Annotated in this window: 23 protein-coding genes; 10 read left to right on the top strand and 13 right to left on the bottom strand. The window is 45.6% G+C overall.

The window, feature by feature from the left end; translation table 11 throughout:
* The first annotated feature begins 125 nt into the window (after positions 1-125).
* The gene (locus J4N23_RS05070) at positions 126-1583 is read left to right on the top strand and encodes an ATP-binding protein (RefSeq protein WP_207425939.1); all 1458 of its coding nucleotides are present in this window, start codon (positions 126-128) and stop codon (positions 1581-1583) included.
* A gap of 1 nt (position 1584) precedes the next feature.
* Here J4N23_RS05070 and J4N23_RS05065 read toward each other — a convergent pair whose 3' ends face one another.
* Complete coding sequence (locus J4N23_RS05065; RefSeq protein ID WP_207425938.1) at positions 1585-3513, bottom strand: PAS domain-containing sensor histidine kinase; 1929 nt, start codon at positions 3511-3513, stop codon at positions 1585-1587.
* 527 nt (positions 3514-4040) lie between these two features.
* Here J4N23_RS05065 and J4N23_RS05060 point away from each other — a divergent pair.
* The gene (locus tag J4N23_RS05060) at positions 4041-5423 is read left to right on the top strand and encodes a CHASE3 domain-containing protein (protein ID WP_207425937.1); all 1383 of its coding nucleotides are present in this window, start codon (positions 4041-4043) and stop codon (positions 5421-5423) included.
* Here J4N23_RS05060 and J4N23_RS05055 read toward each other — a convergent pair.
* Positions 5416-6822, bottom strand: coding sequence for an ATP-dependent RecD-like DNA helicase (locus J4N23_RS05055; protein ID WP_207425936.1), 1407 nt, complete (start codon positions 6820-6822; stop codon positions 5416-5418). The genes J4N23_RS05060 and J4N23_RS05055 overlap by 8 nt on opposite strands.
* A 48-nt stretch (positions 6823-6870) precedes the next feature.
* Here J4N23_RS05055 and J4N23_RS05050 point away from each other — a divergent pair, with 48 nt between their 5' ends.
* Together J4N23_RS05050 and rsmD are read left to right on the top strand one after the other, a co-directional pair.
* Positions 6871-7701 (top strand): DUF3822 family protein, encoded by an 831-nt coding sequence (locus J4N23_RS05050; protein WP_207425935.1) that lies wholly within the window; start codon positions 6871-6873, stop codon positions 7699-7701.
* Positions 7692-8243: a 16S rRNA (guanine(966)-N(2))-methyltransferase RsmD gene (gene rsmD / locus J4N23_RS05045; protein WP_207425934.1), complete on the top strand. Its 552-nt coding sequence runs from the start codon at positions 7692-7694 to the stop codon at positions 8241-8243. Before J4N23_RS05050 ends, rsmD begins: the two co-directional genes overlap by 10 nt.
* 8 nt (positions 8244-8251) lie before the next feature.
* Here rsmD and J4N23_RS05040 read toward each other — a convergent pair whose 3' ends face one another.
* The 9 genes from J4N23_RS05040 to J4N23_RS05000 form a co-directional block, all read right to left on the bottom strand.
* Entirely contained in the window at positions 8252-9379 is a 1128-nt protein-coding gene (locus J4N23_RS05040) for a glycosyltransferase family 9 protein (protein WP_207425933.1), read from the bottom strand.
* A gap of 3 nt (positions 9380-9382) precedes the next feature.
* Positions 9383-10870 carry a D-glycero-beta-D-manno-heptose 1-phosphate adenylyltransferase gene (gene rfaE2 / locus J4N23_RS05035; protein WP_207425932.1) on the bottom strand — a complete coding sequence of 496 codons (1488 nt, stop codon included), beginning with the start codon at positions 10868-10870 and terminating at the stop codon, positions 9383-9385.
* Positions 10863-11441: an HAD-IIIA family hydrolase gene (locus tag J4N23_RS05030; protein ID WP_207425931.1), complete on the bottom strand. Its 579-nt coding sequence runs from the start codon at positions 11439-11441 to the stop codon at positions 10863-10865. The genes rfaE2 and J4N23_RS05030 overlap by 8 nt, the downstream gene beginning before the upstream one ends.
* Before the next feature lie 6 nt (positions 11442-11447).
* A complete protein-coding gene (locus J4N23_RS05025; protein ID WP_242689127.1) occupies positions 11448-12173 on the bottom strand; it encodes an SDR family oxidoreductase in 726 nt (241 codons plus the stop codon).
* A 161-nt stretch (positions 12174-12334) separates the two neighbouring features.
* Positions 12335-13630, bottom strand: coding sequence for a glycosyltransferase family 1 protein (locus tag J4N23_RS05020; protein WP_207425930.1), 1296 nt, complete (start codon positions 13628-13630; stop codon positions 12335-12337).
* A 33-nt stretch (positions 13631-13663) separates the two neighbouring features.
* Positions 13664-14677, bottom strand: a complete 1014-nt coding sequence (locus tag J4N23_RS05015) for a glycosyltransferase family 4 protein (RefSeq protein ID WP_207425929.1) — start codon at positions 14675-14677, stop codon at positions 13664-13666.
* Between the two features lie 156 nt (positions 14678-14833).
* Positions 14834-15715, bottom strand: coding sequence for an exopolyphosphatase (locus J4N23_RS05010; protein ID WP_207425928.1), 882 nt, complete (start codon positions 15713-15715; stop codon positions 14834-14836).
* Positions 15716-15717: 2 nt separating this feature from the next.
* Positions 15718-17775, bottom strand: a complete 2058-nt coding sequence (gene ppk1 / locus J4N23_RS05005; protein ID WP_207425927.1) for a polyphosphate kinase 1 — start codon at positions 17773-17775, stop codon at positions 15718-15720.
* 118 nt (positions 17776-17893) lie between these two features.
* Positions 17894-18508 carry a hypothetical protein gene (locus tag J4N23_RS05000; protein WP_207425926.1) on the bottom strand — a complete coding sequence of 205 codons (615 nt, stop codon included), beginning with the start codon at positions 18506-18508 and terminating at the stop codon, positions 17894-17896.
* Positions 18509-18596: 88 nt separating this feature from the next.
* On the opposite strand from J4N23_RS05000, the gene J4N23_RS04995 reads away from it, so the two are divergent.
* The 5 genes from J4N23_RS04995 to J4N23_RS04975 all read left to right on the top strand — a co-directional run bounded on the left by J4N23_RS04995 (position 18597) and on the right by J4N23_RS04975 (position 21987).
* Positions 18597-19088, top strand: coding sequence for a YajQ family cyclic di-GMP-binding protein (locus J4N23_RS04995; RefSeq protein ID WP_207425925.1), 492 nt, complete (start codon positions 18597-18599; stop codon positions 19086-19088).
* A 5-nt stretch (positions 19089-19093) separates the two neighbouring features.
* A complete protein-coding gene (locus J4N23_RS04990; protein ID WP_207425924.1) occupies positions 19094-19531 on the top strand; it encodes a GNAT family N-acetyltransferase in 438 nt (145 codons plus the stop codon).
* Between the two features lie 72 nt (positions 19532-19603).
* Entirely contained in the window at positions 19604-20059 is a 456-nt protein-coding gene (locus tag J4N23_RS04985; RefSeq protein WP_207425923.1) for a YbhB/YbcL family Raf kinase inhibitor-like protein, read from the top strand.
* 15 nt (positions 20060-20074) lie between these two features.
* Entirely contained in the window at positions 20075-21178 is a 1104-nt protein-coding gene (locus J4N23_RS04980; RefSeq protein ID WP_207425922.1) for a glycosyltransferase family 9 protein, read from the top strand.
* Between the two features lie 11 nt (positions 21179-21189).
* Complete coding sequence (locus J4N23_RS04975; protein WP_207425921.1) at positions 21190-21987, top strand: glycosyltransferase family 2 protein; 798 nt, start codon at positions 21190-21192, stop codon at positions 21985-21987.
* A 424-nt stretch (positions 21988-22411) separates the two neighbouring features.
* On the opposite strand, the gene J4N23_RS04970 is transcribed toward J4N23_RS04975, so the two are convergent.
* The gene (locus J4N23_RS04970; protein ID WP_207425920.1) at positions 22412-23038 is read right to left on the bottom strand and encodes a hypothetical protein; all 627 of its coding nucleotides are present in this window, start codon (positions 23036-23038) and stop codon (positions 22412-22414) included.
* 367 nt (positions 23039-23405) lie between these two features.
* On the opposite strand from J4N23_RS04970, the gene J4N23_RS04965 reads away from it, so the two are divergent.
* On the top strand, positions 23406-23744 hold the full coding sequence (locus tag J4N23_RS04965; protein ID WP_207425919.1) for a hypothetical protein: 339 nt from the start codon (positions 23406-23408) through the stop codon (positions 23742-23744).
* A gap of 33 nt (positions 23745-23777) precedes the next feature.
* Here J4N23_RS04965 and J4N23_RS04960 read toward each other — a convergent pair whose 3' ends face one another.
* Positions 23778-24182, bottom strand: a complete 405-nt coding sequence (locus J4N23_RS04960) for a GtrA family protein (protein ID WP_207425918.1) — start codon at positions 24180-24182, stop codon at positions 23778-23780.
* Between the last annotated feature and the right edge of the window lie 23 nt (positions 24183-24205).

Below are 24205 nucleotides of genomic sequence, written 5' to 3'. Positions count from 1 at the left end.
TTGATGGTGCCTTTTGCGCTAAGTGGCTTGAAATCTTTGAACTAGTTGGAAACTAACGGTCCGATATTGTCCCAAACTTTCACCGCCGACATTGGTTCTTTTTTCAGTTATTACAAAGGATAATCTTGGAAAATCACAGACCACTTGTCGAGAAACACCTCCTCACTATATTCAACTCGTCTCCCAGCCCAATTTACGTTTGTGCAGGTAGCGATCTGAAAGTTGTATACGCTAATGAAGCAACGCTTAAAGTGTGGGGAAAAGACGCTTCAATTATCGGAAAGCCGTTCATTGAAGCGCTTCCGGAAATAGTTCAGCAGCCTTTTCCAGAACTGTTGCGGAAGGTATATGAAACGGGGATATCCTATCACACAGAACAAGACCGTGCAGATCTGCAAACTCACGGCATCTTACAAACCTATTATTTCAAGTTCGCCTATCAGCCGCTAAAGGAAGCAGATGGAACGATATGGGGCGTGTTATGTACAGCCACAGATGTGACCGAACTAGTGGAGGCAAGACGCCAGGTCGAAATCAGCCAAGCTAACTTGAGGGGAATGATCATGCAGGCCCCCGTAGCTATTTGTATCCTTAAAGGCCCCGGATTCATAGTCGAAATTGCCAATGCTATGATGCTGGAAATTTGGGGAACAACAGACGAGATTGTAGGAAAACCTATATTTGAAGGATTACCAGAGGCAAGGGGACAGGGCTTTGAGGAGCTTCTGCACAGTGTCTATCATAGTGGGGAATCGTTCAGTGCATTTGAGCGTCCGGCAAATCTTCCCAGGAATGGCAAACTTGAAACTACCTATCTGAACTTTGTATACGCTCCGTTACGGGACGCTGACGGAGTAATTAATGCAGTGATGGCAGTTGCCACAGATGTCACGGAACAGGCTCTGGCTCAAAAAAGGAAAGATGACTTCATCGGCATTGCGAGCCATGAACTAAAAACACCACTAACCTCCCTGAAGGCATCCATTCAACTGATAGAAAGGTTTACCGCCAATGACCCGAACAACAAGCTGGAAAGATTGGTTAAGCAGTCTTCTTCAAGTATCAGCAAATTGACTTATTTGATAGAAGATTTGTTGAATGTAACGAAGCTGAATGAAGGACAGTTAACGCTGAATAAAGAGTTTTTCGCCTTGTCAAAAGTGATCAACGACTGCTGCCAGCACGTGCGCATGGAGGGTACTCATCAGATTGTTGTGGAGGGCGATCTCCATCTGCAGGTGTATGCGGATTTCCACCGTATCGATCAGGTGATCGTAAATTTGGTGAACAATGCAGTCAAATACGGTCCCCAGTCCGGAAAAATCATCATCCACATCGAAAAATCAGAGGGATTTGCCAAGGTCACAGTTGAAGATTTTGGACAGGGCATTCCGGAAGAAAAACTTCCACACCTTTTCCAGCGGTACTACCGCGTAGATTCTTCCGGGCACCAGATCTCAGGACTCGGATTAGGCCTCTATATCTCCAAGGAGATTGTCGCCAAACATGGCGGAAAAATAGGAGTAGAAAGCAGTTTGGGCAAGGGGTCAAAATTTTGGTTTACCCTCCCCATAGAGGGCTGAATTACACCGGCAGACTAAAGTAGAAAGTAGCTCCACTCCCCGATTCGCTTTCTACCCATATGCGTCCGTTCTGCCGTTTAATAATTTCAGCGGAGATAAACAGACCAAGGCCCAGTCCGGAGTTGTACTTATTGGTGTCGCCGGCCTGGTAATATCGTTCAAAAATCCTCCGCTGCTTTGACGGCTCTATCCCTGCTCCATAGTCTTTTACCGCACAAATGACTTCGCCGTTTTGCAGATAAGAGGACACTTCCACTTCATTCCCCATCGGAGAATAAGTAAGCGCATTAGTAAGAAGATTGATCAGGACCTGGCTAGTCCGTTCTTTATCGGCGTTTATGGTCGCTTCTTCATTCTGTAGCAACACAATCCGGTGGGTTTCTGAGGTTCGCTGAACTTCTTCGATAGTTTCCACAACTAGCCTGTGGAAGGCAAATTCCTCCATCCGGAATTTAATCTTATTGCTTTCAATGCGACTCACATCCAACAGGTCCTGTACTATATAGTGCAGTCTTTTCACCTGTTCGTCCATTTTTTCAAGCATAGCGGTGGACTTCTCATCCTGGAGTGCCCGAAACTTCCTGTTTAGCAGCTGGGTATAGCCCTTTAAACTGGTAATCGGCGTCTTTAACTCGTGACTGACGAGGCTGATAAAATCGTCCCGTTGACGATTCGTCTCCTTTTCCGCGTTGATATCCTGGACCATACCGATCAGTCGCGATGCCCTGTTCTCCTGATCGTAATACACTCTTCCTTTTACCCTGATCCAACGTGTGCTCCTGTCCTTTCTGATTACGCGGGCTTCGTACTCCAAAACACCCGACCCTGTCGCCTTTTCGTGTGCCTTAGCACGGATAGGAAGGTCGTCAGGGTGGATTGCCGACACAAACCGTTCCCGGTCGGCATTCTCTTCAACATCAAAAATTGCAGCCAGCCGGGGGGATACAAACAGCTCATTGGTAAGCAAATTAACTTCGTAAGTTCCCAGTTCGGCAGCTTCTACAGCTAACCTGGCCCTTTCTTCTGCCTCTTCTATCTTCCGGCGGGTTAAAATTTGTTCGGTCACGTCGATGTTCACAATCATGATACCCGAAATTGTACCGTCCGCTTCCCTCAATGCCTGGTAAACCAGGTTTACGTAATAAGTCTCTTTTACCCCTTTCCGCGTTAGGGTTCCTGCCACTCCGTAGGCGGTGATGGTTTCGCCTGTGGTATACACGCGGTGCAAAAGATCCTCGAAGCCCTGTCCTCTTGCTTCCGGCAATGCCTCATAAACTGGCTTGTTCAGCACCTCCTCCGCCTTTTTATCCCAGGATTCCAGCATCAGGTCATTCGCTATTTCCACTTTATAGTCGGGGCCGCGGAAAATACAAATGGCAACTGGCGCCTGCAGGATTAAATTGCGAAGATTCCGCTCACTTTCCCATATCGCCTCAGTACTTCTCTTTTCTCCAACTTCCCTTGCCCGCTGCTTGAACGCTTCATCCTCATTTTCGCTATTGCTGCTCACATTCGTCTGGCGATTGAGGTCTGTTATACTATGTATGATGAACGACAATTTGCCATTTTCGTCAACTACTGGTTTATTTTCTGCCTGGCAGAACTGTTCAACCGTTTCGCCAGACCGACCGATTTTGTACCTGGCAAAAACTCTATTCTCCCCGTTCTTGTATTCCATTACCCGCCGGCAGCTGTCTTCCAACTGCACGAGGTTGGCTTCTACCGTAGCGTTCCGGTAAAAATCCAGGATACTCTTGCCTACCACCTCGTCTGAATATCTCCCAACGAACTGCAACAGTTCATCGCTAGCGGCCAGCACCAAAAAAGGAGCTTGAGAACCGACTACCAGAAACTTCCCGGGAAGCGATTGAAAAATAAGCTTAAAGTCTGTTGCAGTACCGTTTCTCATCTTAGCGTCGTTAGCGATCATACCTTGGAAGAGAGGTTAATAATTCGTATAGAAAGAGAGATAATAACATTTAATCAAGCAGGCGGTTTTCCTACCGTCTACGATTTTAAACATCAAAAAGTTGGCGGATTCTGGGCGCATGTGGGCTCCCTTTGCACTTACTGCAGTAAGTATGAAAAAAGAAAATAGATAATGAGAATGCCAACAGCCATGTATAAGCTTACGCGAAGCAACTTTTTAAGATCGGAGTCCATTCGGTTTGTTTTTTGTACTCAGGCTATAGCAACAGGGAACGGTCCTTGAAGCTGCACTAGACTGATATTTGAAATCGCAAAAGTAAGTATTTAATTGTTGTCGAAGCTGAAGGACACAGCGTCAGGAAACAGCCAATTAAATGAGCTCGGAAACAAGAGTTTAGGTCGCTTTTGCGAATTTCGGACATAATGGGCGCTGATCCTGTATTTTTTTTATTAATATTTGTAGTTAGTAAAGTGTGTTTTTTTGGATAAAGAAGCTAAAGCAAAAAATTCAGGACTGCTAAAAGTAGGATGAAAAATTCCCAACACATATATTACCTGATTGGGGCTACAATTTTAATCATTGTGGTAAACACTGTCTTTTTCCTGCTGCAATCATCCAGAAATGCCCGCAGCTACGCCGCAGGCAGGGAAACATATGAAATTGTAGAAACTGCACAGAGCCTGCTTGCTGCACTGAGAACCGCTGAAAGCAGCCAGCGAGCCTACCTTTTAACCTCCGATACCAGCTATCTTAAGCCCTACGAAGGTGCATCTCTGAGAATAGATGACCTGTATCTGTCTCTTTTCACAAGCCTTGGTGAACGCGAGGAAGAACAGGCAAACCTGGATAGCTTAAGCCGACTAATAAAGCTTAAAAGAGCGCTTATAGCACAAACTATCGATCTGCAAAAAAACGGTCAACCATCCCAGGCCCGGGCGATCATCGAAAGCAATGAGGGGCGGATGATGATGGAGAATATTGAAAAAGTGCTCAGCAGGATAACACAAATTGAAAATACCCGATTGCTGAGGAACCATGAGTCGATAGAAAAACAAACCAAGCGCATCCAAATATTCTCGGTGGTGAGCAACTGGCTGTTACTGCTTATCGTGATATCAGCGCTGGTGAGTATCGTACAAAACCAGGAGAAGATTTCTGAACTATTCAGGGAAGTGGAAGACAAAAACAAACGGCTGGAAAGTCAAAAAAACGAGCTCCAAAGTTTAAGTCAGGATTTGATCAAGCAGAATAACGAGCTGGAACGCTTTGCCTACGTAGCCTCTCACGATCTTCGCTCGCCCGGCGTGAACATGATTGCCTTGCTGCAGCTGTATGAAGAAGCGAAAGACGAAGAGGAGAAAGCGGGACTTATGGAGATCATCCGGGAGGTGTCTGATAACCTGATCGTCAAACTTGATGATCTTATTGAGATGCTGCGGAGTAAGCATGAATCGTATGCGGTACATGAGGAACTGAACTTTAAGCAGATTTACAATAGTGCAGTAAAGAACCTTTCAGCGGATATTAAAAAATCGCACGCAAAGCTGGACTACGACTTTTCAGAGGCGCCACATATCCGCTACCCGAAAAGTTATCTGGAAAGCATCATGCAAAATCTACTTTCTAACGCCATCAAATACAGAAGTCCCGGAAGAAGACCGGAGATTTCCGTACGTACCTATCGGCGTAACGAGAAGGTCTTTATGGAAGTGAAGGATAACGGGCTGGGTATCGACCTGAGCAAACACAGCGAGAACCTTTTTGGCATCTACCAGACTTTCCATGGCAACAATGATAGTAAAGGAGTAGGTCTCTATATCACCAAAGCGCAAATTGTAGCAATGGGTGGAAACATCGAAATAGAAAGTACTCCCGACGTCGGTACCACGTTTACCATCAGTTTTAACTAAAAAACTCTTTGCTGAAATTTACCAGGAACAGCTGCTTCACCGATCGTGTTACGGCTGTATACATCCATCTCAGGAAATCTACATTCAGCATCTCTTCGGTAAGGTATCCCTGATCCACAAAAACAGCATCCCATTGTCCGCCCTGGGCCTTGTGACAAGTAACCGCATACGCAAACTTCACTTGTAAGGCATTATAGTAGGGGTTCAGCTTCAGTTCTTCCATTCGCTTTTTTCTGTCGGGGATATCGAGATAGTCTTGCATCACTGCATCGAAAAAACGGCGCTGATCTTCCTGAGGAAGTCCCGGCCCCTCCGAATAGATCGTATCGAGCATCACCTTGCAGGAAAGCGGCTCATCGTCCGGGTAATCAAGAAATTCGAGGACAACATCCGCAAAGCGGAATCCGTAGATCTCCTGAATGTTGCGCATCTTCCGCACTTTAGCGATATCGCCATTTGCAATGAAGGCGTTGGAGCTCTCCTCCTTCTGCATCCAGAAATAGTTATTCTTCACCACCATCAGGAAATCTCCACCTGTTAACTCTTCCTCCCTGTACAGGATCCGGTTTCGTATTTGCAGGTTATAGTTGTTTGCGTTTTTGTTAGACCGGCAGATCACCAGCGTGTTCTCCATACCGAACTTGTCGTAGGCGTACTGCAATCCCTCCGATAGTCGCTCACCCGTCATTCGGTAAATATCAGGGAAACCAGCTACTTTCAGCTTCGGAAACTCCTCTCTTTCTCCCCGGATGAGGTCACGAATGTAGGTAGCATTTAAGAGGATACCCGACTGCTTTTCCTGGCGAACCACGTCGGTCATTTCGGTGTGATGGACTTTCAGCGAGAAATAACTTTGGAGGAACTTAGGGTCCAATGCAGGGCTTTCCTCTGAGCCTACCGGCGGTAGCTGCGCTGTATCGCCCACAAACATCAGTTTGCAGTTTTTACCGTTGTACACGTATTCCATCAGATCCTGCAGCAAACCATTGCGGCCAAAGTCGCCAGCCTGACTGGCTACCATAGATGCTTCATCTACAATGAAAAGGGTGTTTTCCGCAATATTCTCCGCTAGCACAAAGCTCATATCCAGATCCACTGCAGATTTCTTCCTGTAGATGTATTTGTGGATGGTGTAAGCTTTCTTACCCGAGTAGCTGGAAATCACTTTTGCTGCACGACCTGTCGGGGCAAGCAAAGCGGACTTCATTTTGAGGCGCGGTAATATCTTAACCAGGGTGGCAATAATGGTCGTTTTACCTGTTCCGGCATAACCTTTTAACACAAAGCACTCCTGTTTATCCTGCGAAAGCAGAAACTCCTGCAGTTGTCTGAACACTTGCTGCTGTTGTGCCGTAGGGCTAACAGGAAAATGGCTCCGCAATAAATCTACCACATTCATAAAGTGTAAAAATGCGCATTTACCATCAAAATAATTAGTTTTGCTTTAATGAACGATAACGGTATACTTCATCTAAAGGATCAAAACTACAGTTGGAGCAACTCGCTCAACTGTGATTTGTTAGTTAGAATCAGCACTTACCAGGTTTCTTTTGCTGTTATTGACAACGCCACCAAACGTGCGGTAGTGCTGTTCAGCTCCAATTCAGCAAAGTCAGCTGAAGTGGTGCTGGATGAAGTTGAGGCCGCCTACCCCTATATCAACTCGAACTACGCTAACGTCAAGGTGACCCTGGAGACAAGTCAGTTCACCTTTATACCGGAGATGCTGTTTCAGGAGTCAGAGTTGAACAATTACGCTACTTTACTTGGAGCAGGAGAAATACAGGCAGAAAGCAGGCTGGTGAAAGAGGCACAGATGAGAAATATCTTTGCGTTGCCGGCGGATCTGCAGGCAACGGTAAAAAAACACTTACCGGCTGCCCAATTTTACTCTCAGGCTGATCCGCTGATTACGGGCTCTTTGAAAACTTACCCGGGTCACCATCTCATCCTGAATTTTAATGCAACAAGCTTTGAAGCCCTGCTACTATCAGAGAAAGGGTTGGTGTTCTACAACACTTTTCAGATTGAAACACCTGATGATTTCAACTATTATTTACTCTTTTTGATGGAACAACTGCAATTGCAAGCTGAGCTGACGCCTATTGTGTTGATGGGTGAAATAGAAAGAGGTAGTGAAAACCATCGCAGAATTAAAAAATATTTCAGTACCATTCACTTTGGAGATTGCAGGCAGGTAACAGGTATTCCGGAAACTTTTAAGAGTCTTCCTTCACACCGGTTTTTCTCGCTTTTTAGCTTAAGTCTATGCGAATAATTGGCGGTAAGCTAAAGGGACTCCGATTGAATCCTCCGTCGAATTTACCAGTTCGGCCCACAACGGACCTGGCAAAAGAGGCACTGTTCAACATATTAGGAAATCAGTACGATTTCGAAAATTTGAAGGTGCTGGATCTCTTTAGCGGGACCGGCAACTTATCTTTCGAGTTTGCATCCCGGGGTGTACCGGAGGTAATTGCGGTAGACAGAACCTTCGGCTGTTACAATTACCTGAAAAATACGGCGAAAGAACTAAAGCTGGAAGCCATTAAGGCAAAAAAAGCGGACGTTTTTAAGTTTCTGGAAAGTGAAACAGATGTTTTCGATCTGATATTTGCGGATCCTCCCTATGATTTACCTCAAATCCCCTTGATTCCCGAGCTGGTATTTAAACGCAAGCTGCTAAGCGCCGAAGGGCTTTTGATCGTCGAACATCCCACTACGAAAAAACTAGACGATCATCCTAATTTCAGGGAGCAACGAAAATACGGCTACTCCTCATTTAGCTTTTTCGATCAAGGCGCTAATAGTCAGGATTGAAGCCAGGCTTAACCGATCATCTCCTTCTCCTGGTACGGAATCATTTCAGGAATCACATCACAGTTGCCTGACAGGACTTGTCTGGCTGCCTCTGCCACTTCCTCGGGAGATACCATAAGGGGTATATCGAAAAGCAGGCCGTCGCTTACGTAGCGGATCACCTCGTTGCGGCTCTTCAGCTCTTCCTGCACGCTGAACGGCAACACTTTTCCGGGAACTTTCCAGGGGGAATGTTGTGGATTGGTAAAAGCGTACAAAACTACTACAGGTGTTCCGCAGGCGGCGGCAATATGAATGGTTCCGGTATTGACCGAAATGACGAGCGGAGCACGCTTTATCAGCAGCGTAAATTCTTCCAAACTTAGCATCCCAGCCAGGGAAAAAGCTCTTTCCCCAATTCCGGCAGCCAGTTCCTGGGTCAACGATTTTTCTGAAGGCCCGCCCGTAAGCAGCAGTTGGTAGTCCGCTGAAAGTATTTTCCCCAGCTCAATCCAATGCGCTGCCGGGTATTCCCGTTTTTTTTCACTTACGCCCGGGTGTAGCATGATCCAGGGCTGGTTAAGGTCGATCGACAGGCCGGCCAGTTTAGCATCTAATGCCTTAGCTAAACCTTCATTGACGCGCAGTGACAGCCTCTCGTCTGCTGTATGAGCACCGACAGCAGCGACAAGGTCAAGGTCTCTCCTTACCTGGTGTTTGATCAACGAATAAGGTTCCTGATCCGGCACCCAATGCGTCAATAGTTCGTAAGGGTTCTCCCGGCAGTAGGCCAGCCGTAAGGGAATGCCCGCCAGGTACGGAAGCATAACGGTGGGCAGCGGATTCTGACTGTAAACTGTGAATACTACGGCTGCGTCAAACTTCCTTTGCTTCAACAACTCCACCACCTCTTGAAAACTCTCAGGTGAAACACTTCTACTGGTCTTCACCCAGGGTAGATCAAAAATAATGGCCTCGTCAATCTCCGGGATCATTTTAGCAATACCGGCAGACATAGACGAGCTAAGCACCGCGATCCTTGCTCCCGTTGTTTCCTTAAGGGCGCGGATAGCAGGGGTAGACATCAGCAGGTCACCCATATTATCAGGACGGATGACCAGGATGTTTCGACAGTTTTTCCAATCGCTTAGCTCCATAAGTTAAGCAGGAAGTTTAAGCGGATTAGCTTTATTGATCCGATGGATGATGCGTGTGGTAGAATGATCAGGCACGTATGGTACGAACACGATCTCACCTCCTATTTCTTCTACCACACTAGCCTCGGGCAGGGTTTCTTTTGTGTAATCTCCGCCTTTGGCAAACACGTGTGGCTTTGCAGCACGAATCAGCTCCACTGGCGTATCTTCATTTTCATGTCCGAAGGAGATGATATGATCAATGGCACTTAGTCCCGACAATACCTCCATCCTGTCTTCCAGCGGGTTAATAGGTCGGTCTGGTCCTTTCAGACGAGCCACACTTTCGTCACAATTCAATCCCACGATCAATACATCGCCCAGTTCTTTTGCGCGGTTCAGATAACTCACATGTCCGCTGTGCAGGATATCGAAACAGCCGTTCGTGAAAACGATTTTTTTACCCTGGGCCTCGTAGATTTCCGCTAGCTTCTTCAGCTCGCCGGCATGGCTGATAATCTTATTATTGATTGTAAAGAACGAACTTAATTCGGCACTATAACATGGTGCTGTATCATCTTTCTGAACGGCGATTGCCGCTGCAGCCGTAGCAACTTCGGTAGCCATTGGTATATCTGCTCCCGCATAAAGAGAAAGCGCATAGGCACTGATAAAAGTGTCACCCGCTCCCACCACATTTGGTGTAGGAACTTCATAGGCGTAAGAGCGATAGCTGAGCTGCCCGTTATCAAATATTAGCGCCCCTTCGGCGTCCATGGTAAGCGCAACAATCTTGGCCCCTGTTTTCTCGAACAAAAGTTCGCCTGTTTCCCTCGCCTGTTCAACCCGTTCTGTAGCCTGGTAACCTTGTCCAGCTAGCTTGATTGCTTCAAAATAATTAGGTTTTACCAGCGTAGGGCGGAGGCTTTTAAAGCTGGTTAGCTCCTTCGAATCTACCGCCAGTAATTTCGGCGTCTGTTCCTGAAGGTGCTGGATAGTCTGAATGATATAAGGGGTTAAGATTCCACCATAGTAGTCGCCGATCATAACCACATCAAAGCTTTCGTACTTTTCTTTAAGGTAAGCCGCAATCAGGTGCTCCGTTTCGGTGCCTATTGGAATTTGTGTTCCATAGTCGAAGCGGGCCAAAATCTGCGTTTTAGCCATCACCCGGGTTTTTACCATCGTCTTCCGACCCGGCTCCTTGATGATGTACCCTGCATTTACACCTGTCTTACTTAATAAAGCGATCGCCTTTTCTGCGTCTTCATCGCAACCTACTGCAGAAAAGAAGGTTACTTCAGCACCTAAAGCCCTCAAGTTAAGAGCGATATTGGCCGCTCCTCCAACAGCTTCTTCCTTCCTGGAGACATTTACCACAGGCACTGGCGCTTCCGGCGACAATCGAGTGCTGTCTCCTTTTAAATAGGCATCAAGAATGATATCCCCTATCACCAACACCCGCGACTTTTCAAACTGACTGATGATCTTGTGATACGCTGCGTTATTCATAGTTTATAATAGAAGGTGTATTTTGAATGATATAATTGGCGGCCTCGTTAATATTTCTTGCCAGGTAGTCCGGCTTTCTGAACGCGTTTATCTCCCACTCAGTTTCGTTGCCGTTATCAATCAGGATACTTCTGCAACCAGCACTATTACCTGCTTCTACATCGTGCAGGATATCGCCGATCATCCAGGATTCTGATAGTTCCACATCAAAATCGAGAGCTGCCTTGATGAACATTCCGGCTTTCGGCTTACGGCAGGTGCAATCAACAGCGTAGGGAGCTACCGTACCTTCAGGGTGATGAGGACAGTAGTAGAAGCCGTCCAGCTTCAGCCCTTCGTTGTGAAGCAATTCCTCAATCTTTTTCTGCACGTCCCCGATCGCGTCCTCTTTAAAATAACCCCTGGCAACCCCGGCCTGATTCGATATGATAATCAATAAGAAACCCAGGTTTTGAAGTTGCCGGAGGCCTTCTGCAGTATTCGCTTGCAACGTGATCTTCTCGGGATCCACATTGTAAGGAATATCGGGAATCAAGGTTCCGTCCTTATCTATAAATACTGCCTTATTCATTTTGTTTTATGGCCAGGAAGTTTCCATAAATGGAATTACCATCAGTTCCGGAACTACCGTGTCTGTATCGTTCGATAGTAACTGCTTGATTTGTATTGCTACATTCTGAGGATCTTGCAATACTTCCGGATTGATATCCGGGAAGCGATCTAACAAGAATGGCGTACGCATACCTCCGGCAATTAAACCGGTAACTTTTACATTCACCTTGCGGGCCTCTGTAAAAAGCGCTTGCGTAAATCCTCTTAATCCCCATTTGCTCGCATGATAAACAGATGCTTCGGTCCATGCTCTTAGTGCTGCAGTAGAAATGATGTTAATGATGTAGCCGCTTCTTTGCTCTGACATCACCGCTAGTCCGAACTTTGCGGTTAGGAATGGTCCGCGAAGATTCACTTTCATTGCTGCGTCCCACTCAGATACAGAAAGCTCCATAATAGGCTTCGTAAAATCAATACCGGCATTGTTGATCAGGACGTCAAGGCTTCCGTACTCAGATTTGATGGAATTGATCACCTCTTCCACACTCTTCTCATCGGCCAGATCTAACTTTTTAAAGGTCACATTCTGCCCGTTCTGAGATAGTTCAGCACTCAGCTGTTCCGCTTTTTCAGCCTGGATATCACCAATCACTACGGTGGCTCCGGCTTCTGCTAAAGTGGTAGTAATGGCCTTTCCCAAACCCTGGGCGCCTCCTGTTACAAGTATTACTTTACCGTCTAAGTTTCTCATTATTTGTTATATGTATTTTTGTTGATTAGAAAAAATGGTGCATTCACAATAGAGGATAGCATTGAACTCTGAGCGCCGCGTCCAATTGCCGGAAAGGAATCGGGAATAGACTGTGCGCAAGCTATCCATACAGAACCAGAGGCAGCTTCAACAACATCGCGTTAAGCGGCCTGACTCTTCTTGTTAATTTTGATTTGCGGCTGCAGGTCAAGGGAAGTTTGGTAGGTAACAAGCAGAATGCGCTCGTACAAATTTCCGGTCATCTTAGCCACATTTTCCCAGGTGAACATTGTATTCACCCGTTTTAATGAGTTCAGCTTCATTGACTTTAACAGGGCTTCATTGTTGATCAATCGCTGTACCCTTTCTGCCAGCGCAGCGGGTGCATTTGGAGGAACGAGGAAGCCAGTTTTCCCATCGATAACGCTGTATTTTATTCCTCCTACGTTCGACCCGATTACCGGTGTACCTACTGCCATCGACTCCAGCGGGGTGATACCGAAGGGTTCGTACCAGGGAGTTGTGATAAATATATCCGCCGCAGCGTAGTAATATTTAAGCACATTTCTGTTCTTCCGGCCAACAAAAGTGACGAGGGTTTCGACTCCTTTTTCCTTCGCCAGTGTTTGCAGTCGCCCTATTTCAGGACAGGTTGCCGGATCAGGATCATCCGTTTCGCCGCCCACAATTACCAGGCGTACTTTCCGGTTAGTTTCTTTCAAATACTCCAACGACCTGATGACATTATCCACTCCCTTACGGGGAACCATACGGCCCAGTTGTAACAGAATAAACTCGTCGGGGTTAAGTTTCAACAGTCGGCGTGCCGCCAGCTTGTTGATCGGATGGAATTCTTCAGGGCTAAAGCCGCAGGGGATTACGGTAATCTTGCGTGCAGACGCACCATACAAGTTGATGAGATCCTCTCTATCCTGCGGACATTCCGCGATAATTTTATCTGCTTTTCTGATCGTTTCCTCTTCGATTTTCAGTCGCTCTGCAGGGAATTTGTCCTGATCTTTTTGATGGATCCGGCGCACATGTCCCAGGGCGTGGAAGGTGACTACGAAGGGAATATCCAAGATTTGCTTTATCTCTGCAGCAACTTTAGCGGACATGAAAAAGTTCGCATGAATCAGATCGTATTGAACTGCATCTTCTTCGATAAAAGCAAGCATACTTTGGGTAAATTCTGGCATGTATTGCAACAGCTCCTCTTTCGCCACAAAGCAAACGGGGCCAGCTTTTACATGGATCACCCGAATGCCGGGCAACCAGTTAACCACCTGGGGCAATGCTGCATCGTCCCATCTTGTAAAAATATCTATAGTGAATTCTGTTTTGGCCAGAAATTTAGCCAACTCAGCTACGTAGACATTCTGACCGCCGCTATCAACGCCCCCCAAAGTCGCTAACGGAGATGCATGCTCACTAATAAAAGCGATTTTCTTTTTCATGTATCTTGAAGTTAGATTTTGCCGATTTTGTTCCTATGCCACTGATTTAATAATAACCGGGCTTTTTTGTGCTGCTCGTGCAGCAATGACTTTCTGAATGGTTTCATCCCAATCGGTGGCAAACCTTTGGATATTGAACCGTTGTTTGGCTATCTTTTGGCCCTCCCGACCCAGCTGAACCGCTAATTCCTTGTTTTGCAAAAGTTCCTTCATCCTTTCGGCCAGGTAGTAGATATCGGTATGGACGTAGCCGGAAACACCGTTTTGAATAACTGTTACAAGTTCTGTAGTAGCGAGACCAACTACAGGTACGCCAATCGTCATTGCTTCACATATAGACAGGCCAAGGCTTGTATACCGGATGGGATTGAAGAAGAAGCGGTATTTGCTGATGAATTCAGGTAATTGCTGATATTTTACTTCTCCAAGGCCGAGCTCCTCCGCACCCATGCCTACCAAATCCAGAGGCACATGCTTCTTTAGTTCCAGGAACACATCGAGTCCGAGACGGCGACCTCTCTTTTGAATGTTGTTAATCACCACAATGCCCCGCTCGATTTCGCCAGTATAGCTAACTCCCGGATCCACTACACCATGATCAATTACATGAGTAGGGGTACTGTTATTATCCCACATCAGACAGTTAAAATGGGTAACATGAACCAATAACACGTCCGGATCATCCACCACATGCTTCGTATCCGTGGGCACTTCCCGAGGAGGATCGTGCTCCAGGTAGATCCGCGGAAGTTCGCGCTGCTCAGCGCTCAAAATATCGTATTGGTCTTTCAGGTAGTTGTTTTTCGACTGAAAAATAATGCAGTCGAGGTCGAGGTTTTTCACCTCTTCGGCTGGAACCTCGTGTACATTTGGTCCGAAAGGAAAAGTTTCACCCTTTCCGTAGTAGCCTTCAGCCTTGTCGTCTCTAGTAGGTATGTATAAGTCGTAGTTTCCCTGCGACAGGTAGTAGAGATATGTTCCGTGTATATGCCAGGTAAAAACTTTTGGTCGTTTATATGTAGAGTTAATTTTTGAAATTTGCTGCATACATAGATAGTTATACAGCAATAACACCGATTTAACAGAACGGTTTAGCTCTCTACATAAAATTTTCCTCGTTTTTCAAAAATTATAGTCTCAGAATAGAAGTGCTTCTTCCTGATTTATAAATATTAATGCCAAAATCTGGGCCAGTAAACGTCCTTATTTTGTCAAGTTTTTTTCTATTAAAAGGTTGATAATTCCATCTGCCATCCCTACCCTCGGAACATGAATTTCCTTTACCCCCGCACATTTCATCACTGTAAGATAGATCTCTGAAGCAGGGATTATTACGTCCGCCCTATCCTGATTCAACCCGAGTATATTGATGCGCTCTTTCAAAGAGAAAGAAGAGAGGTACTGATAAACAGACTTCAGTTTGGCGATGCTTAAGGGCTGATTATCCTTTTCTTCTGAAAGCTTGAAAAGCTTATTGATGTTGCCACCGGTACCAATGCCGATCAGGTTGCGATATTTCTTGGTATGAAGCTTAATCCATTCTTTCATTTCATCCCAAGTCTCCTCGGTATCCGCGTTATCAAGAATGCGGACAGTCCCTAACCGGAACGATCGGGAAGCAACCACTTTCCCTTCTGTAAAAATGGAAAGCTCCGTGCTTCCTCCGCCCACATCAATGTACAGGTAGTTCTTCTTTTTATCCAAAGTCTCCTCTATGTGGGTAGAATAGATAATGTTAGCTTCCTTCTGCCCCTCCACAATCTCCAGTTCCAGGTCAGCCTCTTCTTTGATGCGCTTCACCAGCTCCTCCCCATTTTCCGCTTCACGCATGGCAGAAGTTGCACAAGCCATATAATCTTCCACTTTATAAACATCCATCAAGTGTTTAAAGGCAGTCATGGTTTTCACCAGGTCATTGGCCTTTTTAGGGGAGATGTTTTTATCGAGAAAAGCATCGTCGCCGAGACGTAGGGGAACCCTTATGAGTGTATTTTTCTTGAACGTATACTCCTTTTCGTTTTCAATAATATCTGCGATCAGCAGTCGAACGGCATTTGAGCCGATATCAATGGCGGCGTATCTCAATGTTAGTAGTTTTTGTATTTAAGATAAGTGTATATATCTATTTGTGCCCGGTAGTCTACCTTGCTGTTGGTTTTCCGATACTTGTTATTGTTCAGACTGTTAATCTCCCTGGCTTTGGTATTATCCTTTAACTGAATGTTGATGATATCCCGCAACTCTTTTTGGATTCGCGGATCCAATATTGGAAATCCTACCTCCACACGATGATCAAGATTGCGGGTCATGAAGTCAGCAGAAGAAAGGTATATTTTCTCCTCGCCTCCGTTGGCAAAGATCCACACCCGGGCATGTTCCAGGTATTTATCGATGATACTTACCACCTCAATATTGTCGCTTACCCCAGGTACGCCCGGCACCAGGCAACACATTCCGCGAATGATCATCTTGATCTGGACGCCAGCCTGCCCCGCCTCGTACAGCTTTGCTATCATCTCCTCATCGGCCAGGCTATTCATTTTAAGGACCATGTAGGCAGGTTTCCCCGCTTTGGCATTTTTGATTTCGTGATCGATCAAGGAATAGATTTTCTCACGGGTCTGCAGCGGAGAAACTATCAGGCAGTTATAATCTTTATAGAACACCTTCTTCTCCAGCCCCCGGAACAACTTCTTAAGTTCTGAAGTAATCTCCTCGTGCGTAGTGAACAAGCTGTGGTCGCAATAGAGCGAGGCTGTTTTTTCATTGAAATTTCCTGTGGCGAGATTGGCATAGTGCACCACTTTCCCCTTTTCCTTACGGGTGATCAGACATATTTTAGAGTGCACTTTATAATCTAACAAGCCATAGTTCACATTTACCCCTTCCTCTTCCAGGCGTTTGGTCCACTTGATATTGTTTTCCTCGTCGAACCGGGCTTTCAGCTCTACCAGGCAGTTTACCGTCTTCCCATTTCTCGCTGCATTAATCAGCGCGTTGATGATTCGCGAGTTCTGAGCCAACCTGTAAAGGGTGATATCAATTTCAGTAACCTTTGGATCAATGGCGGCCTCCCGCAGGAAATGGATAATATAATCAAACGACTGATAGGGCAAATTGATCAGGTAATCCCTCTTTGCGATCTGACTAAAGATACTTTTGTTTAGTTCCAATCCTTTAACCTCAAGAGGGGGAACTTTAGGATACTCCAATTCTCTCCTTCCAACATTGGGGAAGCTGATAAAATCTTTGAAGTTATGATAGCGGTTTCCCGGGATGAGGCCATCTACACCGAGATCAAGCTTCGCAACCAAGTAGGTGAGCATATCCAATGGCATATTGTTATCGTACAACAAACGCATAGGCTTACCCTTTTTGCGTTTCTGCAGGCCTTTCGACAAGGCTTCGATAAACTTCTCACTCACATGGCGGTCGAGTTCCAATTCGGCATCACGCGTTAACTGGATGGAATAAGCTTCTACCTCGTCGTAGTCAAAAATAAAGTAGATGTCGTCCAGGCAGTAGCGAATAATATCGTCAAGCAGAATGATAAATTTCAGATTGTTAGTTTCAGGCAGCACCACAAACCGCTCTAAATTATCAGTCGGTATTTCAATCAAACTGTACTTTACCTTGCTGCTGTTGTTTTTCGACAGTCGCACCAGGAAATAAATTCCGCGGTCCTTCAATTCCGGAAAAGGCTTCCCATCTTCCAGTAGTACAGGAACCAGCGTAGAGAGCAATTTATCGCGAAAATATTTCCTTACGAAATCTCCGCGGGATACATTGAGTTGGCGCTCGTTGATGATGAAAATCCGTTCCTCTGCCAGTTCTTTAATAATTTCATCCTCATATAAATGGTTAAAACGCCGTTCCTGCTTTACCACAATATTTTTGACCTCTTTGATAATTTTTTTAGGATTGTAACCAAAGAGCTCCTTGGCCTTGGTATTTACGTTAGCCAATCGATTAAGCGTAGGGACACGCACGCGGTAAAATTCGTCTAAGTTAGAGGAAAAAATCGCGAGGAAACGGATACGCTCTATCAGCGGTACTGTTTTATCAGCAGCCTCCTGAAGTACTCGATCATTGAAGTACAACCAACTGATTTCCCGGTTGGTCAGCAGTATCTTTTGTTTCGGCATGTATCTAAACTAAAACAGTCCCAACTGTTTGGCGGGGACTGCAAATGTGTGTAATTAATTGTTAACTTAATATTAATTGAAAGTCAGCCTAAAATGCCCAACTGTTAGTATCGGTGATCTACGTCGTCTCATCTCCCTGGTTGCCTTCAGCAGCTGGAGGTTTCACATCTTCAGCCGGCGCTGCTTTCCTCCTTCTTGGAGTTCTTGATGCCGCGGGTGCTTTAGCTGGCTCAGCTTCTACAGCTGATGCTGCAGCTCTACCCCTTCTCCTCCTTGCCGGCTGAACTGCAGGTGCCTGCGCTTCTTCCGGCACAACTTTGCGTCTGCCACGTTTCGCTGGTAATGAAGTTCCCTCAGAATCAGGCAAATTGGATACCTTATCAGTTGTGGTAGCTTGGGCAGGTTCTTTTACTGCTGCCACCTTTGCTACTACCTTCTCAGCCTTGTTAATCGATTTTTTTAAGCCTTTCTTCTCCGGCTCCTTCACCTTTTTAACCTTCTTCTTTTCTTCCTTCTTCTCTGTTTCTTTAACTTTCTCTATCCGGTCAGATAACTTTTCAGCAATCTGCTTGCTCATCTTCTTTATATCTTTAGCTAGTCGCTCTGCATCATGACCAAGGAGATTGATAGCCGTTAAAAGGCGCTCCGCAATTCCGCTCTGCAGCTCTTTTTTTTCGGCCTTCTTCACTTTCTTCTTCGTGGGCTTACTGGTATCCGACTTCCTTTTCTTCATGTTTTTTTAACTAAATAAATACAATTATTATGCAATTTGTTTTATTCTTAAATCTATCCACTATTTTTAAAACTTCAAATTAAAAGCTATGCCATCCTTTGATATTGTAAGCAAAATTGACGGTCAGACACTTGACAACGCCATCAATAATGCGAAAAAAGAAATCTTAAACCGCTACGATTTTCAGGGCTCGAAAAGCACTGTGGAACTGGACAAGAAAACCAACGAGATCACTATTGTGACCGAAGATGATATGCGTCTGAAAGCCATCCAGGATTCCATCATTTCACGGATGGTAAAGCAACAACTTGACCCCAAAGCCCTGGATATGGGAAAGGAACAGTATGCATCCGGTAATATGATCAGAAAAGAAATCAAGATCAAAGAGGGTATCGATAAGGAAGCTGCAAAAAAGATCGTGAAGAAAATAAAAGACAGCGGACTGAAAGTTCAGGCTTCTATTATGGATGATCAGGTTCGGGTACAGGCCAAAAAGATTGACGACCTCCAGGCAGTGATCGCACTATGCCGTAATGAAGATTTCGGGCAGCCCCTACAGTATATTAACATGAGGAACTAACTGCGGTGGAACTGCTTATTTCAACAGACAAATCCAAGCTGGACCTGGAGCTTGTACACCAGTTTTTGAGTCAGGAATCTTATTGGGCTAAGAACATACCTTTTGAAGTGGTAAAGCGCTCGGTAGAGCACTCGATGTGTTTTGGCGTTTACCTTGACGACCAGCAAATAGGATTTGCGCGCGTAATTACCGATTGCGCAACCTTCGCGTACCTCGGCGATGTTTTCATCCTGCCACGCTATCGCGGGAAAGGCATCTCGAAAAAGCTGATGGAATTCATCAGGGAGCACCCCGGCCTGCAAAACTTAAGACGATGGATGCTTGCAACGGCGGATGCTCATAATTTATACAAGCAATTTGCATTCACCGAACTTTCGAATCCTGAACGGATGATGGAAATATCCACTACTGACCTTTATAGCAAGCCTCCTTTTGCTTCTTAGTTCTTTTTTACCCTTCCCGCTAAACTTTTCGTGAATATTCTTTGTTTCTGAAGCTCAAACCAAAGAATATTCATGAAAATTAAATCTGCTTTTGAGCATAATCAGGAAATTTCCAAGCCCTACACTTGCCTCGGACCGAATATCAGTCCTCCCCTACAATTTGAAGACATTCCGCAGGAAGCGGAGAGTTTCGTATTGATTATTGAAGACGTAGATGCTACGCCGAAACCCTGGACTCATTGGATGGTGTTTAACATCCCTGCCGTTACACAAAGTGTCGAAGAAGGAAAAGTACCTCTGGGCGGCGTTGAAGGATTATGCAACAACCATACATTTGGCTACGAGGGTCCTTGTCCACGTTATTTTCAGGGTACGCATCATTACTGGTTCCGCCTTTATGCATTAGATACCATGCTTGATCTGCCCGCAGCATCAGAGCGTGAAGATGTAGAAAAGGCGATGGAAGGACATATTGTAGCCCAGGCAGAACTGCTCGGCCTGTGTACCCGCCCTGACGATTTAGAATAAGAATTTACCTCTACTATGATAAACACTTCTGACGTAAAAAAAATTGCCGTTCTGCGGGCCAACGCATTGGGTGACTACATTTTTGTATTGCCTGCTCTACAGGCCTTGCGCGATCGTTACCCCCAGGCCGAAATAGTCTACCTGGGGCGGCAATGGCATAAAGAGTACCTGCAAGACCGGCCGGGACCGGTAGACCGAGTGGTGGTAGTTCCTCCTTATGGGGGCATCAGCGAAGTAGAAGGGTTTGTACCGGACGAGGCCGTACTTAGCGAATTCTTTTCGGAAATGCATAAAGAGGAGTTTGACATTGCCTTCCAGCTTCATGGAGGCGGAGGTAATTCGAATCCCTTTTTATTACGGCTGGGAGCAAAGCTGACCGTTGGCCTTAAGACGCCAAATGCAGCCCCGCTGGATATATCTGTCCCTTACGTCTATTACTTTAGCGAGGTATTGAGGTACCTTGAAGTGGTTGCAAAAGTGGGAGCCACTACGGCGGCGATAGAACCGGTAGCGGCAGTGATGGAAAAAGATTTTGCTGAAGCACGAAAAGTTATCCGCCCAGGTGATAAACCGATCGCAGTGATCCATCCGGGGGCATCGGACATGCGGCGGAGGTGGCCCAGAGAAAACTTTGCCGCCGTTGCCGACTACCTTTTCGAGAAAGGCTATGATGTGTACATAAGCGGCGTCCCATTTGAAAGTGAGGTGGTGAATGAAGTGATGGACAAGGTGAAGTACAAAACAGAAATCAAGAATCTTTGCAGCCAGCTATCCCTATCGGGGATGACGGGACTGCTTTCTCTAGCCGATGTTCTCGTTTCGAACGATACCGGCCCACTGCATCTGGCCCGCGCCCTAAAAACTCCAACCGTAGGGATCTATTGGTGCGGAAATTTAGTTACCGGCTTACCCATGAGCACAAGTCAAAACCGGTCTCTTCCTTCTTTCTCCATCAACTGCCCGCTGTGCGGCCTTTCGGCTACTAAATTCGGGAAGGACGACGATGGCAGCTGTAAGCACGAGACCTCGTTTGTTGCAGATGTAACTGTAGAATCTGTCGTGGAAGCGATCGATGAATTACTAAGCAGTGGAGTAAACAAAGAGGTATTGGCAGCTTAATTTTCTTGGAAATGAAAGTATCTGTATTGATTCCTACATACAACCGGAGGCACGCCCTGACTGCCACCCTTACGGCGCTTTGTGCGCAGACATTTAAAGATTTTGAAGTAGTAGTGGCTGATCAAAGCGATACATTTGTTGGCGATGATAAAACTATTCAGACCATCAAACGACTTTTAGAATTTCATCAAAATCCGGTGAAAATCTTGCCAAACTTCCCCAAAAGGGGCATTGCTCAGCAGAGACAATTTCTCCTCGAGAATTCTTCAGGAACTTATTCCTTGTTTTTGGACGATGATGTGGTGCTGGAGCCGGATGTGATTGAACGGATGGTGAAGGCCATTGAAGAAGAGCGGACAGGTTTCGCAGGTATGGCTCTCATTGGCCTGAGTTACCTGGAAGATCGGCGGCCACACCAGCAAAACATAGAATTCTGGGAAGATGCGGTGGAACCTGAAATAGTTAGGCCGGGCACTGAAAAATGGCAGCGCTATCCCCTTCACAATGCTGCTAATATCCACCATGTGGCAGTAAATCTAGGCATAACTCCCGAGAATCAACGAAAATATAAAGTGGCCTGGGTGGGCGGTTGTATTCTATATGACACAGCAAAGCTGAAGGAAACGGGGGGCTTTGATTTCTGGGAGCAGTTGCCCGTAGATCATTGTGGAGAAGATGTGCTGGCGCAAGTAAAACTCATGGAAAGATATGGAGGCTTTGGCATCATCCCGTCAGGCGCTTATCACCTGGAGTTGCCTACCACCATCGAGAACCGCGAAGTAAACGCGCCGGAGTTCCTTCTGGGATAAACTTGAAAATGCTCTTGTGTCTAAGATGAGAGCATTTTCTCAATTCAAGAAGCAAGCCGCCCTTCTAAATGGCAATTCGCACCTTGCATCATCTCTGAGGTAGCACTTCGATAAGGAATTGAGCAGTGCTTGGTAGTCCTTCTCTGCTACTTATCCCAATGAAATCCCCGATCTGTTCCATGTAGAGCTTGCGCATTCGCTTGATCAGGATATCATTTACCATAGATCTCAGGGAGCTGCTCCTAACTTTGCTACCTTTCTAGGGATATCAGCGGAATATCCTGACCCAAGAACAGGGATACGAAACGCATCGCCCATTAACCTTCATTTAATTTCGCTGTAAAACTACAGGAGCTAAACGACCCAAAAAAATGACACTGCTTTCTTTGAAAAGTGACGATGGTCATTTAACCCTTTCCCGAGCTTAACCTCCAATTTCGGTAGATCGCAGAATTCCTTCGGCCAATTTATCCCACTGAAAGGCAGAAAAGGCAGTTACAGCACCTAAGCCAACAGTAAAGTCGCGGGCTTTGTCAATAACCGAACTGGTATCTTCATTCGGCTTGGTATTTCTATCATAAATTCCAACGGTAATCTTATTCCTTTCACGACTGACGGTAAAGTTACTCGTTGAGCCTTCTGAATAAAAGTGCGCAATAGAGTCGTCCTGACTCATAGGATTGGAAGCCGGACGAACCCGGATTCCCAGACTTTCTATTTCTCCCTCTGATACTTCCTTTACTTCTTCCACCCTTACCCAATCGAACCCGTCGCCAGCCACAGAGCCCGGGCCGGGAACATCGATTTTAAAGAAATCGCCTTGGTGAACTAGTCGGTTTGCCTGCTTCCCCTCAGCATTTATCAACTGGAAGTGGGCGCTTCCTACACCTGCAATCTCATGCCATTGATTGACGTTCTGTAGCCGTTCTTTGGCGAGAGAAAAAAAGGCTTTCGCTTCTTCCTCGGTGTTTAATTCAACTGAACGAACGCTGTCAATTATCTTACCTGTTTCGTGATTCGGGATAATACCCGTATAGTTTTTTTCTTCCATTTCTAAAACGATTGGTGCTGAAGGCACCATGATTTCAACTCCGCTGCTTCCCAAATGTTTCAGTTCTCCAATTCTTCTTCCAACTGCTTGTAGTTCTGAGCGCTGCTTTCTTTCTTAGTCACAAATAGCAGCCTCACTATGTAGAACAATTAAACGCTTTCAAAAAGCTATAAATTCAACACAGTTTTGCTTTTTATTGATAATCAAGCAGATCGGAAGCAGTCTTCACGGGATGAGAATGTTTTTCACAAATTGGCAAGGAAGTTGATTTTAGGAGCATAGGAATAGTGTTCGATTAATAACACACACAGATGATAGAACTGCGGGGCCGGCATAGTCCCGCTATTGTAGCACTTAGACCAAACCTATGAAACTCAAGAATTGGATAGTGGATGACAAGGGCATTACCAGCAGCAATAGTGCCAATCAAAGTATTTTCATCTCGAAAGGAATGCTGAATAAGATTTGTATCAGCAACGGAAAAAAGGCCTACCAATGTTTTTTGGATATTCTGAAGTATAACTGGGTAAGAGATACGGAACTTGAGAACTTTCGTCTCGTTTTTCTCTATGCAATCGGCAAACTCAACCAAGATTTCGACGAGTCTTTGTATCAGGCTTCTCTCTCGGAACAACAACGATTGATGGCTGCAAAACGTATCCATTATCTTTCAGAGCAGAGCAGCGCCACAAGCTGGTGGTCCTGAAAAGAATTTATATCAAGCAAACGCAATTAAAACTTAGAAAACGAAGTGCTTTTTTGTAAAATAGTTGAAGATCGCTACTGTGCTTACGGCTAGTACTTTACTCACTTTTACGTCCACCGCAATCTGTTCAACCATAAACCAAAGCATAAACTGATTTAGTACTACCCCCATTAGGGTAAACAGCGTAAAGAGGACAAAAGTTATTTTACCATTGTGCCGTTTGGGTTGAAAGACGAACCATTTGGTGAGGAAATAATTGCAGATGATGGCCACTGTCATGGCAGGCAGATTTGCCTGAGTGTACTTAATTCCGGCAACATCAACTAAAATAATAAAAAGGACGTACTCAATTAAAAAGGAAAGGCCTCCAACAAGTACAAATCGGCTTACTTGAGATCTGGACAATTCTTTTACAAATACAACGGATGATCGGCTCATTGAGATGCTTGAAGAAAACTGTT

This window comes from Pedobacter sp. SYSU D00535, from assembly GCF_017355855.1.
Lineage (GTDB): Bacteria > Bacteroidota > Bacteroidia > Sphingobacteriales > Sphingobacteriaceae > Desertivirga.
The sequence above is the reverse complement of the archived record's forward strand: the minus strand, read 5'-3'. Positions and strand labels throughout refer to the sequence as shown.

Coding starts and splice junctions, on each gene's coding strand:
- J4N23_RS05065 (WP_207425938.1), bottom strand. CDS start 3,513: ATGATCGCTAACGACGCTAAGATGAGAAACGGTACTGCAACAGACTTT.
- J4N23_RS05060 (WP_207425937.1), top strand. CDS start 4,041: ATGAAAAATTCCCAACACATATATTACCTGATTGGGGCTACAATTTTA.
- J4N23_RS05055 (WP_207425936.1), bottom strand. CDS start 6,822: ATGAATGTGGTAGATTTATTGCGGAGCCATTTTCCTGTTAGCCCTACG.
- J4N23_RS05050 (WP_207425935.1), top strand. CDS start 6,871: ATGAACGATAACGGTATACTTCATCTAAAGGATCAAAACTACAGTTGG.
- rsmD (WP_207425934.1), top strand. CDS start 7,692: ATGCGAATAATTGGCGGTAAGCTAAAGGGACTCCGATTGAATCCTCCG.
- J4N23_RS05040 (WP_207425933.1), bottom strand. CDS start 9,379: ATGGAGCTAAGCGATTGGAAAAACTGTCGAAACATCCTGGTCATCCGT.
- rfaE2 (WP_207425932.1), bottom strand. CDS start 10,870: ATGAATAACGCAGCGTATCACAAGATCATCAGTCAGTTTGAAAAGTCG.
- J4N23_RS05030 (WP_207425931.1), bottom strand. CDS start 11,441: ATGAATAAGGCAGTATTTATAGATAAGGACGGAACCTTGATTCCCGAT.
- J4N23_RS05025 (WP_242689127.1), bottom strand. CDS start 12,173: ATGAGAAACTTAGACGGTAAAGTAATACTTGTAACAGGAGGCGCCCAG.
- J4N23_RS05020 (WP_207425930.1), bottom strand. CDS start 13,630: ATGAAAAAGAAAATCGCTTTTATTAGTGAGCATGCATCTCCGTTAGCG.
- J4N23_RS05015 (WP_207425929.1), bottom strand. CDS start 14,677: ATGCAGCAAATTTCAAAAATTAACTCTACATATAAACGACCAAAAGTT.
- ppk1 (WP_207425927.1), bottom strand. CDS start 17,775: ATGCCGAAACAAAAGATACTGCTGACCAACCGGGAAATCAGTTGGTTG.
- J4N23_RS05000 (WP_207425926.1), bottom strand. CDS start 18,508: ATGAAGAAAAGGAAGTCGGATACCAGTAAGCCCACGAAGAAGAAAGTG.
- J4N23_RS04995 (WP_207425925.1), top strand. CDS start 18,597: ATGCCATCCTTTGATATTGTAAGCAAAATTGACGGTCAGACACTTGAC.
- J4N23_RS04985 (WP_207425923.1), top strand. CDS start 19,604: ATGAAAATTAAATCTGCTTTTGAGCATAATCAGGAAATTTCCAAGCCC.
- J4N23_RS04980 (WP_207425922.1), top strand. CDS start 20,075: ATGATAAACACTTCTGACGTAAAAAAAATTGCCGTTCTGCGGGCCAAC.
- J4N23_RS04975 (WP_207425921.1), top strand. CDS start 21,190: ATGAAAGTATCTGTATTGATTCCTACATACAACCGGAGGCACGCCCTG.
- J4N23_RS04970 (WP_207425920.1), bottom strand. CDS start 23,038: ATGGAAGAAAAAAACTATACGGGTATTATCCCGAATCACGAAACAGGT.
- J4N23_RS04965 (WP_207425919.1), top strand. CDS start 23,406: ATGAAACTCAAGAATTGGATAGTGGATGACAAGGGCATTACCAGCAGC.
- J4N23_RS04960 (WP_207425918.1), bottom strand. CDS start 24,182: ATGAGCCGATCATCCGTTGTATTTGTAAAAGAATTGTCCAGATCTCAA.